Genomic DNA, 14,870 nt, shown 5'->3' on the forward strand with positions numbered 1-14,870 from the left:
GGGCAGGCCGCCCGGGAGAAGCGCGGGCGGTCAGCCGGTGATTCCCCGCAGCGCCATCCCGACGGCCGCTTCCGCCACCACCTGCGGCTCCTCGGCACCCAGTTCGATCCGGCGGACCGCCGCGTCCACGACGCCCTGCAGCAGCATCGCCGCCAGCCGTGGCTGTGGGTGTCCCGCCTCGCCCAGGGCGTCGACGATCAGGGCGACCAGTCCGCCGTGCGCGGCCCGGATCTTCTCCCGGGCGCCGGCGTCCAGTTCGCTCGCGGAGATCGCCACGACGGCCCGGTGGCGCCGGTCCCCGACCAGTTCGAGCTGGCTGCGGACGTACGCCTCGATCCGGGCTCGGGGGCCGTCGGCTGCGGCCATCGCCGCCGACACCTCCGCCGCCCACACCGGGAAGTCGGCCTCGCACAGCTCCTCGACCACGGCGGCCCGCGACCGGAAGTACTCGTACACCGACGACCGCGCGAGCCCGGTCCGCTCGGCCAGGGCCGGGAAGGTCAGCGCTTCCGTACCGCCCTGGGACAGCAGAGTCCGCGCCGCGTCCAGCAGGGCGGCGCGCTGCATCGACCGGTGCTCGGCCACGGAGGCCGCTCGAATCCTTGGCACGTCGTCCACTTTACGGACGCGCCGCGCGCGGCGGGAGGAGCACCGGCCGGGCCGCCCGCCGCGGCGCCGGGTGCCGCCCTCTCCGTCACCGCCCGAAGCCCGCGAGTTTGGCGCGCAGCTGGAGCACCGACTTGGTGTGGATCTGGCTGACCCGGCTCTCGGTCACCCCGAGCACGTTGCCGATCTCGGCGAGCGTGAGGCCCTCGTAGTAGTACAGCGTGACGACGGTCTTCTCCCGCTCGGGCAGGGTGTTGATCGCGCGGGCCAGGAACCGGCGCAGTTCCCGGTCCTCGGCCACCTCCACCGGGTTGTCGGCGGCGGTGTCCTCCAGCGTGTCCATCAGGCTCAGCCGGTCGCCGCCCTCGCCGCCCACGTGCAGCAGCTCCTCCAGAGCCACCACGTTGGCCAGGGACAACTGGCTGAACACCGCGTGGAGTTCGTCGATCGCGATGCCCATCTCGGCGGCGACCTCGCCCTCCGAGGGGGTGCGCCGCAGCCGGGCCTCCAGCGTCGCGTACGCCCGCTCGACGTTGCGCGCCTTCTGCCGTACCGACCGGGGGATCCAGTCGAGCGCGCGCAGTTCGTCGATCATCGCGCCGCGGATCCGGGTGATCGCGTACGTCTCGAACTTGATCTCCCGGTCGATGTCGAACTTCTCGATCGCGTCGATGAGCCCGAACACGCCCGAGGACACGAAGTCGGCCTGCTCCACGTTGGGCGGCAGACCGACGCTCACGCGTCCCGCAACGTACTTCACCAGCGGCGAGTAGTGAAGGATGAGCTGTTCCCGCAGTCTGTCGTCCCCCGTCGCCTTGTACGACCGCCACAGCTCGTCGAGCGTCGAGGGAGCGGGCGGCCGCACGTTGCCACCGTCGCGGGCGGCTGGGGGGATCGCCGCCCGGTCGGACCCGGAGGTGTGCTGGGGCATTCGTCGCCTTGTGCCGTTCTGCCGTGGGATGCGGCTTTCTGGGTGAGCTGTCGGTCTGGGTTCGGTATCGGGTGTCCTCGTCGAAACCACGTGAGCGTAGCGTGACTGGAGTGTCGCGGTGCGCGAACGGCGGGGCGCGGGGCGTGCGCAGATACGTTCCGCAAGGCGCTCCGCCGGGCCGTCCGCGTCACCCTGGGTGACAGGGGGAACGCTCAACTGCGGGAATTTACGCAGGCGTCGGCGTTCCCCCGGACGGCCGAACACGCTCGGTCAGCACTCGTCCGGATCAGCTCTGCCCGAGATCATCGCCTGGCGTGTCAACTTCCATCCGTCGCCATGTCGTTCGACGTAACCGAGGGCGCGCAGTTCGTACAGTCTCGCGACCGCGTCGTCCGGTGTCGTCCGGGCGTCGCGGGCGATGTCCGCCGCGGACGGCGCGCCGCGGGCGGGGAGCGCGGCCAGGATCTGCCGGGCCTCCGGTTCCAGCAGGTCGCGCGGGAGGACGGGGCCGCGCCGGTCGGGGGCGAGCTCGCCGATGTCACCGACCAGCTCGACGACCTCCGCGGCGTCGGTGACGAGCGTGGCGCCGTCGCGCAGCAGTTCGTGGACGCCTGCCGAGCGGGCACTGGTGGCCGGCCCCGGGACGCCCATGGTGTGCCGGCCCAGGCGCTGCGCGGCCCGCGCGGTGACGAGGGAGCCGCTGCGCAGGGCGGCCTCCACGACCACGGTGCCGCGGGTGAGGGCGGCGATGACCCGGTTGCGGACGATGAACCTGCTCGGCGTGGGGTGGTCGCCGGGCGGCAGCTCGCCGATCACCAGGCCCTGGTGGGCGATCCTGGTGATCAGCCCGGTGTGGCCGCGGGGGTAGGGCCGGTCGACGCCGCAGGCCAGCACGGCGACGGTGGCGCCCCCGCCGGCGAGCGTGCCCCGGTGGGCGGCGCCGTCGACTCCGTAGGCGCCGCCGGAGACCACCACCCAGCCGCGCTCGGCCAGCCCTGCGGCCAGGGTGGCGGCCATGTGGGCGCCGTACTCGGTGCAGGCCCGGGCGCCGACCAGGGACACCGACCGCAGGGCCCACATGCGCAGGCTGGGCCGGCCGCGCACCCACAGGCCGGTGGGCCGGGCGTCCGCCAGGTCGTCGAGCTGGGCGGGCCACTCGGTGCCGCCGGGGCACACGAACCGCACCCCGGCCTCGCGTGCGGCGGCGAGATCCCGCTCGGGGTCGGCCCGTGCCGCACGCGCGCACAGGCCCGCCCAGCGTCTGTCCGACACGCCGGGCAGCGGGGGCGTGCCTTCCCGCAGCCGCCGGGCGGTGTCCACCGCGCCCAGTTCCCGCACCCACCGGCCGCCGGTCACGTCCCCGGGCTCCAGGACCCGGCTGAGGAAGACCCGCGCCAGCACGTCGGGGCCGGGGAGGCCGGGAGCGGCGTCGGGAGGATCCGCGGTGTGGTCGTCACGCCCGCGGTCGGGGCCGGGGAGGCCGCCCGGGTCCGGGGGGCGCGGGGCGGCGCTCATGCCGGCACCCCGAGGGCCATGGGTACGCCGCGTGGCACTCCGGTGCGCAGTTGCAGGGCGAGGGCGACGTCGGTCGCGTCGGGCCGGTCGTGGCCGACGAGGTCCGCGACGGTCCAGGCCACGCGCAGCACCCGGTCGAGTCCTCGGGCCGTGAGGGCACCGCGTTCCAGGCTGCGCTCGGCCTCGTCCATGGCACCGGCGGCGGCGTGCCAGCGGCTGCGCAGCTCGCGTCCGGGGATCTCGCTGTTGGTCCGCCAGGGCGTCCCCGCGAGCCGGGCCGCCGCGCGCTCCCGGGCGGCCCGCACCCGGCAGGCCACCGTGCGCGTGGACTCCCCGGCGGCGTCGCGCCGGGCCAGTTCGGCGCGGGTGACCGGGTCCACCTCGATCCGCAGGTCGACCCGGTCCAGCAGCGGCCCGGAGAGCCGGGCCTGGTAGCGGCGGATCGCCGAGGGCGAGCAGTCGCACTGGGTGTCGCGCTGCGAGAACCGTCCGCAGGGGCAGGGGTTGGCCGCGAGGACCATGAGGAACTTCGCCGGGAACCGCACCACACCCGCGCTGCGGGCGATCACCACGTGCCCCGCCTCCAGGGGCTGGCGCAGGGCGTCGAGGGCGTGACTGCTGAACTCGGGGGTCTCGTCGAGGAAGAGCACGCCCCGGTGGGCGAGGGAGACGGCTCCGGGGCGGGCGACGCCCTGGCCGCCGCCGACGAGTGCCTGCATGGTGGCCGAGTGGTGCGGGGCGCAGTAGGGGGCGAGGTCGATCAGCGGTTTGCCCGGCGGCAGGAGCCCGGCCACCGAGTGGACCGCGGTGACCTCCAGGGACTCCTGGCGGCCGAGCGGGGGCAGGACCGCGGGGAGCCGTTCGGCGAGCATGGTCTTGCCCGCTCCCGGTGGGCCTTCGAGGAACAGGTGGTGTCCGCCGGCCGCGGCGACCTCCAGCGCGGTGCGCGCGGAGCGCTGGCCGACGACGTCGGCGAGGTCGTGTCCCTGGTCGTGCTGGGCGGCTCCCATGCTGTGCATGCCGGTCGCGGCCGCCGTGCCCGGCACGCGCAGGCCGGCCAGGAGCGGGTCGGGGCGGCCCGGCTCGTCCCGGTCCTCCTCCGGTACGGGTTCGTCCGTCAGGACGGCGATCAGCTGCCGCAGGCTGCGGATGCCGAGCACCGAGACCCCGGGCACCAGGGACGCCTCGGCGGCGGCGCACTCCGGTACGACCACTTGTTCGTATCCGGCGTCGGCGGCGGCCAGGACGGCCGGGAGGATGCCCCGTACGGGGCGCACCCGGCCGTCCAGGCCCAGCTCGCCGATCATCACGATGTCGGCGAGCACGCGGGGGTCGATCCGTTCCGCGGCGCCGAGCACCGCGCAGGCCACGGCGAGGTCGAAGCCGCTGCCGCCCTTGGGCACCGAGGCGGGGCTGAGGCCCACGGTGAGCTTCTTCTGCGGCCATTCGGCACCGGAGTTGACCACGGCCGCCCGTACCCGGTCGCGGCTCTCGGTCAGGCTCTTGTCGGGCAGTCCGACCAGGGTGAAGGCGGCGACGCCCGGTTCGAGGTCCGCCTGGACCTCGACGACGACGCCCTCGACCCCGACCAGGGCCACTGAGCAGGTCCTTGCGAATCCCATCACGCCACCCCTCGCACGTGCTCGACGAGGGGCGCGCCGCGCCGGGGCAGCAGGACGCCCACCAGGTCGATGCGGACGCCGCCGGGCGGTGCTCCGCCGTGGGACTGGATCCAGCGTTCGGCGAGGCCGCGCAGCCGCTCGGCCTTCTCGGGCGTGACCGCGGCCATCGGGTGCTGGAAGGCTCCGGTCCTGCGGCTCTTCACCTCGCAGACGACCAGGACGTCACCGTCGCGGGCCACGATGTCGATCTCGCCGGTCCTGCCGCAGCGCCAGTTGCGCTCCAGGACGGTCATGCCCGCCTCGGCCAGCCGGCGCGCGGCCAGGCCCTCTCCGTACCTGCCGAGGGCACTGCGTGCTTGATGCGTGGTCATGTCGGCACCACCTCCGGCGCCCACCGTCACGCATCCGGACCCATCGAGTGGATCTTGGTGGGCTACTCACCGGTTGTGGACAACCACGTCACCCGCACGAGTGGTCTTCCGGTACGCGGGCGGTCTGCCGGGCGCCGCCCGGTCCCTCGGCTCACCCGCCGGGCAGCTCCAGGTCGCTCTTGTTCAGCTCCTCGATGTTCACGTCCTTGAACGTCAACACGCGCACCTGCTTCACGAACCGGGCCGGCCGGTACATGTCCCACACCCATGCGTCGGCCATCGTCACTTCGAAGAAGACCTCGCCCTGAACGGAGTGCACCTGCATCTCGTAGTCGTTCGTGAGGTAGAAGCGCCGCTCGGTCTCGATCACGTATTTGAACAGACCGACGACATCGCGGTACTCCCGGTAGAGCTTCAGCTCCATCTCGGTCTCGTACTTCTCGAGGTCCTCGGCGCTCATGGCATGTTCCCCTTCAGCCGTACGGTCCCCCCATTGTGCGCCAGTCCCGTGAACCCCTAGACGATTTCGGTGTCCAGGGTCACGGGCGCGGCGGGGGGACCTTCGTCGAGCAGTGTGCGCAGTAGCCCGGCGAGTCTGGTGGGATACACGGTCTCATGCGTGCGGGCCAGTTCCCGACACGTCCACCAGCGCGCTCCGGACACGCTGCGCCGCTCCAGCTCGGTCAGCCCGGTGGCCGCCGTCGCCGTCCGGGTCGTCCGCGCCAGGAAGTACCACTCGTCCTGGTCCCAGCGGCGGCCCGCGAACGGGAAGGAGCAGCGGCGGCGCCAGAGCACCGGGCCGAGGTCCACCTCGGTGATGCCGGTCTCCTCCGCGAGTTCCCGCAGGGCGGCCTCCTCACGGGTCTCGTCGCCCTCCAGGCCGCCGCCGGGCGTGAACCACCAGTCGTCGGCCGGATCGTCCGGCTCGTGGCCGTGCAGGAGCAGGATGCGGTCGGCCGGGTCGAGCAGGACGACCCGCGCCACCTTGCGCGGCTCGCCGCCGGACCCGTTCACGTCGTGGCCCGCGTCGGCGGTCTCAGCGGGCACGGGCCGGTTCCGTGCGTCCGCGGGCGCGGGAGCCGCCCAGCAGCTTGGCGAGCGGCCCGTACGCGCCGCCGGCGAACACCAGGACCACGCCCGCGATGATCAGGAAGAAGATCGTGCGCAGCGGACCCGGCGGGGACAGGGCGCCCAGCGCCTGGAATCCGGTCGGCCGCTCCAGCATGCCCTTCGCCGGCCAGATCACGGAGTCGACGCGGGCCGTGACGTCGGCGCGGGAGACGGTGCCCCGGGCCGCGTCGGTGAGGTGGGCGGTGGAGTCCAGCGAGCCGCGGCGCTCGTCGCCGAGCAGGAACAGGCGCCCTTCGGGCACCTTGACGGTGGGGAAGCCGGCGAGCTCGGCGGGGCCGCCCTTCAGGTACGGCTCGTCGATCTGCTTGCCGTTGACGGTGAGCTTGCCGTTCGTGCAGCACGCGACCGTGTCCCCGCCGACGGCCACCACCCGCTTGACGACGGGCGCGTTCGCCACCCAGTTCTTGTCGTGGAAGACGACGACGTCACCGCGGCGCACCTCGTCGCCGTCGACGCGCTGGGCCAGCACGCGGTCGCCGACGCCGATCGTCGGTGTCATGGAGCTGGTGGGCACGGTGTAGGGCCGGTACACGACCGCCGCCCAGGCGAATCCGCCGAGGAACAGCACCAGGCCGAGCGCCACGGCGAGCCCGGACAGCCGCTGCCCCGTCCTGCCACCCGCGGGCTTCCTGTCTGTGCCGCCGCCGCGCGGGGCCGTACGTGTCGTGCTCTCGCCACCCATGGATCCGCACCCTACCCGGCGGTACCGGGCCCGGGGAGCCCCTTCTGCGGCCGGAGCCACAGCTCCACGGGGGGTTCACAGGGAGGTACGCCACCGGCGGGGGTGCGGCGGCGGACGCCGGCCCCGGGCCGAGGCGAGCGGTCGCCGCCGTCGGCGTACCGGTGCGGTTCAGCGGCTCCCGGCCGCCGTGGTCGGGGTGCCGGTGCCGGTCTGCGGCTTCAGGGTCCGCTTGCGCCGCCAGACGACGAGCGGCACCGCGGCGGTGAGCGCCACCCCGCCGGGGGCCACCGTCAGCGCGCCGGCCGCCGAGGGCTGCTGTCCGATGCCCTGCTGGTCGAAGGTGTCCGGGACGGGGAGGGTGCCCCAGCGGTTGACCGGCCAGGCGCGCACGATGGCACGGCCCACGACCTCCTTGACCGGGACCATGCCGTGGTTCTTGTCGGCCTGGTTGTAGCGCGAGTCCCGGGAGTTCTGCCGGTGGTCGCCCATGACCCAGATGAAGCCCTCGGGCACCTTGACCTTGAACTGGCCGCCCTGGTCGTCCTGGCTGCACGGGGTGTTGCCCGGGTAGACGTAAGGCTCGTTCAGCGCCTTGCCGTTGACCTTCAGGGGGCCCGTGCCGTTGCACTCGACGGTGTCGCCGCCGACCCCGATGACCCGCTTGATCAGGTCCTTCTCCTCCGCGGACGGCATCAGGCCGATCCAGCTGAGCACGGTCTGCAGCGCGTTGGGCTTGGCCGTCGGCTCGCCGGCCAGCCAGTCGTCCGGGTCGTGGAAGACGACGACCTCGCCGCGGTCTGGTTCGGAACCGAACCACGGGGTCAGCTTGTCGACCAGGACCCGGTCACCGCGCTGGAGGGTGTTCTGCATCGAGTCGGACGGGATGGAGAACGCCTGGACCAGGAACGTCTTGATCAGGAGCGCCAGCACCAGGGCGATGACGATCAGGATCGGCAGTTCCTTCCAGAAGGACCGCGGCTTCCTCGCCTCCGGGGCGCCTGTGCCGGGGGCCTGCTCATCACTGTGGTTGTGCTCCGTCACCGTGCCGTCCTCGGCTGTCGTGCTCTCGTTCCCGGAGGTCACGGCGTTGTCCGGGGCAGGGGCCGCCGCGTCCACGGGGTGTCCGCGGTGCTCCTCGCCGTCGCTGCCGGACCGTGCGCCAACCGCCACATCCCCCACGCCAACTCCTCACTCCGCGCCACCGCCTGCCCCGTCCACGGCGCAGGCCCACCACTCCCATAACGAGCGGGAGTTCCGCAGGGCTCGGGAGTTGAACCGATCTGTTGGGATCGTAGGGGGCAACCCTATGCGACGGCGGCCCGGCGGCGTCCGACCCGGCCGCCGAGTCGGAGACCGCGGCGAAGGTCTGCGGCTCCCGCAGCGTGGCCCAGTGGCCGAAGGGCCAGCCGATCACCAGGGCCCGTCCCACCACGGACTTCTCCGAGACCGTGCCGCCGTACGCGGTGTCGCGGTGGGCGCGGGAGTCGGCGGAGTTGCCCCGGTGGTCGCCCATCACCCACAGCCGGCCCTCGGGGACCGTGATGTCGAAGGGGGTGTCGGAGGGGGCGTTGTCCGGATAGAGGTAGTCCCCCTCGTTCAGGGGAACGCCGTTGACGGTCACCCGCCCCTGCTTGTCGCAGCACTTGACGTGGTCGCCGCCGACCCCGATGACCCGCTTGATCAGGTCCTTCTCGTCGTCGGAGGGCAGCAGGCCGATGAAGGTGAGGGCCTCCTTTACCTGCTTGACCACGATCGGGTCGTTCTTCTTCGCGGTCTCCTCGCCGGCCAGCCAGCCGCCCGGATCCCGGAAGACGACGACGTCCCCGCGTTTCGGCTCGGCGCCGAACCAGGGGGTGAGCTTGTCGACGAGGACCCGGTCCCCGATGCGGATCGTCTGCTCCATGGAGCCCGACGGGATCACGAACGCCTGCACGAGGAAGGTCTTCAGCACCAGCGCTATGAGGACGGCCACGCCGACCAGGAGCGGGATCTCCCGTACGGCGGAGCGCCGGCGCTTGCGCTTGACCTTGCGCTGCAGCTTGCGCCGCTCCGCCCGGGTGCGCCCGCCGGCCGGGCTCGCCGGCCGCCGGACCCCGGTGGGCAGCGGGTCGTCGGCGGGGCCGGGCTGCGCGCCGCGCGGTCTGCCGCGGTTACCCATGGCCACCGCCCCCCGGGGCGGGAGCGGGCACGCGCGCGTAGGCACCGGGCCGGGTGAGACGGGTCCAGTGACCGAGGGGCCAGGCGATCCAGTCGGCCCGGCCTATCACGTCCCCCACCGGGACCATGCCGCCGCCCGGGGAGCCCAGGTGGTCGCGCGAGTCGCTGGAGTCGCCGCGGTGGTCGCCGAGGACGAACAGCGTGCCCTGCGGCACCACGACGTCGAAGGGCACCGCGGAGGGACTGTCACCCGGATGAAGGAACGCCGTCTCGTCGACCGGCTCTCCGTTCACCTCGATCCTGCCCTTCTCGTCGCAGCAGACCACGTGGTCTCCCCCCACACCCACCACGCGTTTGACGTAGTCGGCGTCCCCGAAGTACCCGGTGCCGTCGAACACGACGACGTCACCGCGCCGCGGTCCGGCACCGAAACGGTAGGCCACCTTGTCGACGAGGATCCGGTCCCCGATCCTCAGTCCCGGCTCCATGGACCCGCTGGGGATCTGGAACGGCTGCACCACGAACGCGTTGAGGAGCAGCAGGAGGACCAGGCCGGTCAGCGCGGACAGGGTGATCCACCCGCCGGGGACGCGGCCGGTGAGCCGCGCCGCCAACGACGAACGCGACCGGTCCTCCGGTCCCTGCGTGTCCGGAGTCCGTTCGGATCCGGCAGCGAAAGGGCGGGAGGAGCGGTCGCGCTCGGTCGGCTGTGCTTCGGTGTCCATCGGGGCGGAATGCTATCCCGCCCCGATGTGAACCCCCGAAAGCGCTCAGTTGTCGCGCTTCTCCTTGATCTTCGCGGCCTTGCCGCGCAGCTCACGGAGGTAGTACAGCTTGGCGCGGCGCACGTCACCACGGGTGACCAGCTCGATCTTCTCGACGATCGGGGTGTGCACCGGGAAGGTGCGCTCGACGCCGACGGAGAACGAGACCTTGCGGACCGTGAAGGTCTCGCGCACGCCGGAACCCTGGCGACGGATCACCACGCCCTTGAACTGCTGCACACGGGAGCGGTTGCCCTCGATGACGCGGACGTGCACGTTGACGGTGTCACCCGGGCGGAAGGCCGGGATGTCGTCGCGGATCGACGCGGCGTCGACGGTGTCGAGCAGGTGAGACATGTCTCTGCTTTCTTCGCTGATGCCACAGGTCATCAACGGCAACTAGGATTTTCCAGAAGGTCTGCCGGGCGGTCGGGGCGGTCGTCGTGTCCCCCTGTGGCAGGGGCGCCCGCCGGACAGCACACAGCAGCGGCTTATTCTTCCACGTCGCCGGTCCTGCGCCAAAATCGGCCGTACGGCTCCCCCGCCGGGTCGGGCGACCAGCCCAGGATGGACAGCATCTCGCGGTCCTTCTTGTCGAAGGCCGCGGGGGCGCAGCGCTCGATGAGGTCGGGCCGGTTGGCCGTGGTGCGCCGCAGCGCCTCGTCGCGGCGCCAGCGGGCGATCTTCCCGTGGTGGCCGCTGAGCAGCACGTCGGGGATGTCCCGGCCGCGCCACAGGGGCGGCTTGGTGTAGACGGGGCCCTCCAGGAGGCTCGCCATGGCCCCGGGCGCGAAGGAGTCGTCCCGGTGCGACTCGGCGTTGCCGAGGACGCCGGGCAGCAGACGGGCCACGGCCTCGGTGACGACCAGGACGGCCGCCTCCCCGCCGGCGAGGACGTAGTCGCCGATGGACACCTCGTAGACGGGTATCCGGGTGGCGTACTCGTCCATGACGCGGCGGTCGATGCCCTCGTAGCGGGCCGGGGTGAAGATCAGCCAGGGGCGCTCGGACAGCTCGACGGCGAGTTCCTGGCTGAAGGGGCGGCCGCTGGGGGTCGGGACGATCAGCGCGGGCGCGCGGGAGCCCGTCTCGTAGCCGTCGGCCAGGACGCTGTCCAGGGCGTCGCCCCACGGTTCGGTCTTCATGACCATGCCGGGGCCGCCGCCGTAGGGCGTGTCGTCGACCGTGTTGTGGCGGTCGTGCGTCCAGCCGCGCAGATCGTGCACGTGCACGTCCAGCTGTCCGCGCGCGCGTGCCTTGCCGACGAGGGAGACGTTCAGCGGTTCGAGGTACTCGGGGAAGATCGTGACGACGTCGAGGCGCATCAGGAGGCTTCTCCCGAGCCGCCGTCGGCGGAGGCGCCGCCGGAACCGCCGGATCCGGCGTCGGAGCCCTCCTCGCCCCGGGCGGAGGCGATCTCGGCGCGGTCGTCGATCAGGCCCGGCGGCGGGGCGATGACGGCCCGCTGCTCCTCCAGGTCGATCTCGGTGACGATCTCCTGCACGAACGGGATCATCACCTCGCTGCCGTCGGCGCGCTCGACGATGAACAGGTCCTGGGAGGGCAGGTGCGAGATCTCGGTGATCCGGCCGACCTCCGTGCCGTCCTCGGTGACCACGTCGAGGTCGATCAGCTGGTGGTCGTAGTACTCGTCCTCCTCCTCGGGCAGCTCGTCCGGGTCGACGTCCGCGATGAGGAGGGTGTTGCGCAGCGCCTCGGCGGCGGTGCGGTCGGCGACGCCCTCGAACCGCAGCAGGAGGCGTCCGCTGTGGACGCGGCCCGTCTCGATGGTGAGCGGTCCCGCCGAGGCGGGATCGGTGGCGAGTACGGCGCCGGGCGCGAGCCTGAGTTCCGGCTCGTCGGTACGTACCTCGACGGTGACCTCGCCCTTGATGCCGTGGGCGCGGCCGATCCGTGCGACTACCAGCTGCACGTGTCCAGATCTCCTGTCGTACGACTACGGGCCGGGGAAGGCCCTTGACGGCCCTCCCCGGCCCGAGCCGGTTGCGATGCGATGAAGCGTCAGCGGACGTCGTCCACATCGACGAGGTCGACGCGGACGCCCCGGCCGCCGATGGCGCCCACGACGGTGCGCAGGGCGCGTGCGGTGCGACCGTTGCGGCCGATCACCTTGCCGAGGTCGTCGGGGTGGACCCGCACCTCGAGCACACGTCCGCGACGCAGGTCGCGCGAGGCGACCTGCACATCGTCAGGGTTGTCGACGATGCCCTTCACGAGGTGCTCAAGCGCCTCTTCGAGCATGCTGCTCAGGCCTCGGTGGACTCGGACTCGGCAGCGGCCTCGTCCTTCTTCTCAGCCTTCTTCTTCTGGGTGATGGCCTCACCCTTGCCCTCGTCCTCGCCGCCGAGCGACTCGAACGACGGACGGGCGGCCTTCTCCTGCGGCTGCAGCAGGGGCGCCGGGGCGGGCTCGCCCTTGAACTTCTGCCAGTCGCCGGTCTTCTTCAGGATGGCGAGCACGGGCTCGGTCGGCTGGGCGCCGACGCCGAGCCAGTACGCCACGCGCTCGGCGTCGACCTCGATGCGCGAGGGGTTCTGCACCGGGTGGTACAGACCGATCTCCTCGATGGCCCGGCCGTCACGGCGGGTACGGGAGTCGGCGACGACGATGCGGTAGTGAGGCGAACGGATCTTGCCCAGACGCTTCAGCTTGATCTTGACTGCCACGGGAGTGGGTTCTCCTGGATTGACGTGGTGGGGCACGGCGGGACGCCGCGTGGGGTTGCGGTACCCGAATGCCCGATGGACGCGTCAGCCGGAGGAGAGAGGGGTCCTGTGCGGCTGTCGAGTACAGCTAGCCATTGTGCCATACCCGGCGGCACCCTCCCGGCGCAGGGTAGGGCGCCGCCGGGGCACGCCACAGGGGCACCCGGCGGCCGGGTGCCGTCGTGCCCGGGCCGGCGGCCTGCGGCCGGAGCGCGGCTGCCACGAGCAGCCGCGCTCTCAGCCCGCCGCGCCCACGACCTCCGGGATCCGGAACGGCTTGCCGCACCCGCCGCACACGATCGGGGCCTGGGCCAGGACCGAGGGGACGACGCGTACGTTGCGCCCGCAGTCGCAGACGGCCTTGACCCGGACCCCGCCGCCGGAGGAGCCGTGGCGGGCGGCCGGGCCGCGGAAGCTGCGGCCGGTGTCGGCGGTGGTGGCCGCCGTGTGCGCCTTCAGGGCGCGCTGGAGGCGCTCGATCGTCGGGCGGTAGCGGCGCTTGGCCTCGGGGCTGAGCGTGACCAGGGAGAAGCCGCTGCTGGGGTGCGGCTCGTCCGGGTGGTCGAGGCCCAGCTCCTCGGCGATGGCCAGGAACCGGCGGTTGTGGTAGCGGCCGGCGCGGGAGGTGTCGCGCACCCCGCGGGCGGCGGCGATGCCATGGACTGCCTCGTGGAGCAGTCGCTCGAAGGAGAGCTCGTGCCCGCACGCGGACGACGACTCCCCGATCAGGGACTCGGGGGCGGCGAGATCGGGCAGCTCGGGGTGGTACCGCTGAATGTCGGCCCACGCCTGCGCCAGCTCCGCTGCGAGAACAGGTGGTGTCTGTGTCGTGCTCACGTAATGACAACGAGCGGGAGTGCCACTGTGTTCCTATTCCGGGGCATCCCAAATAATTTGCACGTACCCGTCAGTTGCCGCTGATGCGTCCTGACGAGGGCGGGTGCGCTGATCTGCGGAGAAGCCTCACAGCTGATACCAAGGTGGTGCGTAGCCCCGCATACGCACCGGCGCGTAGAACGTGACGCACGCCGGTGCACAGGTACGCGCGCGGTGTACAAGAGACGTTTCGGCCGCTTCCCCGGCGGAAGGCTGTACGCGGTGAGCGTGCGCGGCGACGGTGACGTTACCGGGCGCGCCCCAGGTGTCCCGCACCACCCCACCCCCGGCCGTCCGCGACGTGACGGCAAGGCCCGGGTTTCCGGGATGTGAAATCTCCGGGCGAGAGGCCCGGAACGGACGAAGAGGCCCTCACGACCCCTGGACGCCATGCGGAGCGGGGAGTTACCTGACATACGGAAGTGCGCGCGCACTGCACGGGGGCCACGGAATCGGCACAGCGGCAATTCTCGGCGGATTGGGGCGCTTATCCATGACACCTACGCTCGTGCGTCAGCACCTGCCTCACGCGGGCCCCGCGCCCGGGGTGGACCTGCGTGCACGCGCGCGTGACTGGTCGGAGATCCAGGAGCGGGTGCTGGTGCCGCTCTACGAGGCCGTCTACGAGCGGCTGGAGGTGGGCACCGGCACGCGGCTGCTGGCCCTCGGCTGCGGGTCCGGGCTCGCCCTGCTCATGGCGTCCGCCAGAGGGGCGGCGGTCACCGGCGTCGACTCCTGCCCCGAGCGGCTGGCCCTGGCACGGCAGCGGCTGCTGCCCGAGGCCCCCGGAGCGTCGGGCACGCACGCGCGTGCGGACGCCCGGATCGTCCAGGGGCCGGTCCCGGACGTCATCGGCGGTGCACCGTCCGGCGCGGACCGCGACGGGACCCGCGGCACCGCCGGGACCCACGGTGTCCCTGGCAACCCCGGCAACCCCGGCGCCGCCGGTGTCCACGACGGCTACGCCACCCACAGCCCCCTCGGTGCGGACGTGGCGGCTGGCCCGGCACCGGGCGCCGCGCCCTACACCCTCGTCACCGCCTTCGAGCCCCTCGGGTGCCTCGCGGGCGACGCCCAGGACCCTGCCGGGCCGCTCGCGGCGGCGGTCCCGCTCGCCGAGCACGGAGCGCCGGTGGTGCTGGCGGGCTGGGGGCCGCCGGAGCGGTGCGCGGCGTCGGCCGTGCTGCGCGCGGCCACCCGGGCCACCGACCCGCCCCCCGTCGCGCGCGACGGCCTGGAGGACGTGGCCCGCCGCGCCGGACTGCGCCCGGACGGCTCCGGACGCGTCGCATGCCCGTTCGGCTACGCCGACCTGGACAGCGCGGTGCGCGGCATGCTCTCCACGGGCCTGTTCGACGCGGCCGTCGAGGCCGCCGGACCCGACCAGGTCGGCAAGGAGCTGACCGAGGCCCTGCACGCCCACCAGCGGCGCGACGGGACGGTGTGGCTGCCCAACGTCTTCCGCTACCTGATCGCGCGGACGCCGTAG

At 72.8% G+C, this 14,870-nt stretch carries 18 protein-coding genes; 1 reads left to right on the forward strand and 17 read right to left on the reverse strand.

The window, feature by feature from the left end; genetic code table 11:
• Positions 1-30: 30 nt before the first annotated feature.
• The 17 genes from AC6I72_RS08925 to AC6I72_RS09005 form a co-directional block, all read right to left on the reverse strand.
• On the reverse strand, positions 31-585 hold the full coding sequence (locus AC6I72_RS08925; RefSeq protein WP_498004629.1) for a TetR/AcrR family transcriptional regulator: 555 nt from the start codon (positions 583-585) through the stop codon (positions 31-33).
• Positions 586-694: 109 nt separating this feature from the next.
• Positions 695-1,537, reverse strand: coding sequence for an RNA polymerase sigma factor WhiG (gene whiG / locus AC6I72_RS08930; protein ID WP_498000319.1), 843 nt, complete (start codon positions 1,535-1,537; stop codon positions 695-697).
• Between the two features lie 270 nt (positions 1,538-1,807).
• A complete protein-coding gene (dprA, locus tag AC6I72_RS08935) occupies positions 1,808-3,052 on the reverse strand; it encodes a DNA-processing protein DprA (protein WP_498000320.1) in 1,245 nt (414 codons plus the stop codon).
• A complete protein-coding gene (locus AC6I72_RS08940; RefSeq protein ID WP_498000321.1) occupies positions 3,049-4,674 on the reverse strand; it encodes a YifB family Mg chelatase-like AAA ATPase in 1,626 nt (541 codons plus the stop codon). Before AC6I72_RS08940 ends, dprA begins: the two co-directional genes overlap by 4 nt.
• Complete coding sequence (locus AC6I72_RS08945) at positions 4,674-5,045, reverse strand: YraN family protein (RefSeq protein WP_498000322.1); 372 nt, start codon at positions 5,043-5,045, stop codon at positions 4,674-4,676. The genes AC6I72_RS08940 and AC6I72_RS08945 overlap by 1 nt, the downstream gene beginning before the upstream one ends.
• Positions 5,046-5,196: 151 nt before the next feature.
• Positions 5,197-5,505, reverse strand: coding sequence for a DUF2469 domain-containing protein (locus AC6I72_RS08950; RefSeq protein ID WP_014675276.1), 309 nt, complete (start codon positions 5,503-5,505; stop codon positions 5,197-5,199).
• Between the two features lie 56 nt (positions 5,506-5,561).
• On the reverse strand, positions 5,562-6,092 hold the full coding sequence (locus AC6I72_RS08955) for an NUDIX hydrolase (RefSeq protein ID WP_498000323.1): 531 nt from the start codon (positions 6,090-6,092) through the stop codon (positions 5,562-5,564).
• Entirely contained in the window at positions 6,082-6,858 is a 777-nt protein-coding gene (lepB, locus tag AC6I72_RS08960; protein WP_498000324.1) for a signal peptidase I, read from the reverse strand. Before lepB (AC6I72_RS08960) ends, AC6I72_RS08955 begins: the two co-directional genes overlap by 11 nt.
• A 168-nt stretch (positions 6,859-7,026) precedes the next feature.
• On the reverse strand, positions 7,027-7,899 hold the full coding sequence (gene lepB / locus AC6I72_RS08965; protein WP_498000325.1) for a signal peptidase I: 873 nt from the start codon (positions 7,897-7,899) through the stop codon (positions 7,027-7,029).
• Complete coding sequence (gene lepB, locus AC6I72_RS08970; protein WP_498000326.1) at positions 7,877-9,016, reverse strand: signal peptidase I; 1,140 nt, start codon at positions 9,014-9,016, stop codon at positions 7,877-7,879. Before lepB (AC6I72_RS08970) ends, lepB (AC6I72_RS08965) begins: the two co-directional genes overlap by 23 nt.
• Positions 9,009-9,740: a signal peptidase I gene (lepB, locus tag AC6I72_RS08975; RefSeq protein WP_498000327.1), complete on the reverse strand. Its 732-nt coding sequence runs from the start codon at positions 9,738-9,740 to the stop codon at positions 9,009-9,011. The genes lepB (AC6I72_RS08970) and lepB (AC6I72_RS08975) overlap by 8 nt, the downstream gene beginning before the upstream one ends.
• 45 nt (positions 9,741-9,785) lie before the next feature.
• Complete coding sequence (gene rplS / locus AC6I72_RS08980) at positions 9,786-10,136, reverse strand: 50S ribosomal protein L19 (RefSeq protein ID WP_037862172.1); 351 nt, start codon at positions 10,134-10,136, stop codon at positions 9,786-9,788.
• 134 nt (positions 10,137-10,270) lie between these two features.
• A complete protein-coding gene (gene trmD, locus AC6I72_RS08985) occupies positions 10,271-11,104 on the reverse strand; it encodes a tRNA (guanosine(37)-N1)-methyltransferase TrmD (protein WP_498000328.1) in 834 nt (277 codons plus the stop codon).
• Positions 11,104-11,712, reverse strand: a complete 609-nt coding sequence (rimM, locus tag AC6I72_RS08990; protein ID WP_498000329.1) for a ribosome maturation factor RimM — start codon at positions 11,710-11,712, stop codon at positions 11,104-11,106. The genes trmD and rimM overlap by 1 nt, the downstream gene beginning before the upstream one ends.
• Positions 11,713-11,801: 89 nt before the next feature.
• Positions 11,802-12,041, reverse strand: coding sequence for an RNA-binding protein (locus tag AC6I72_RS08995; protein WP_108954184.1), 240 nt, complete (start codon positions 12,039-12,041; stop codon positions 11,802-11,804).
• Positions 12,042-12,046: 5 nt separating this feature from the next.
• Complete coding sequence (rpsP, locus tag AC6I72_RS09000) at positions 12,047-12,466, reverse strand: 30S ribosomal protein S16 (RefSeq protein ID WP_037862168.1); 420 nt, start codon at positions 12,464-12,466, stop codon at positions 12,047-12,049.
• A 276-nt stretch (positions 12,467-12,742) separates the two neighbouring features.
• Positions 12,743-13,342, reverse strand: coding sequence for a hypothetical protein (locus tag AC6I72_RS09005; protein ID WP_037862167.1), 600 nt, complete (start codon positions 13,340-13,342; stop codon positions 12,743-12,745).
• Positions 13,343-13,874: 532 nt separating this feature from the next.
• On the opposite strand from AC6I72_RS09005, the gene AC6I72_RS09010 reads away from it, so the two are divergent.
• The gene (locus AC6I72_RS09010) at positions 13,875-14,870 is read left to right on the forward strand and encodes a class I SAM-dependent methyltransferase (RefSeq protein WP_498000330.1); all 996 of its coding nucleotides are present in this window, start codon (positions 13,875-13,877) and stop codon (positions 14,868-14,870) included.

This window comes from Streptomyces sp. Xyl84, from assembly GCF_059731885.1.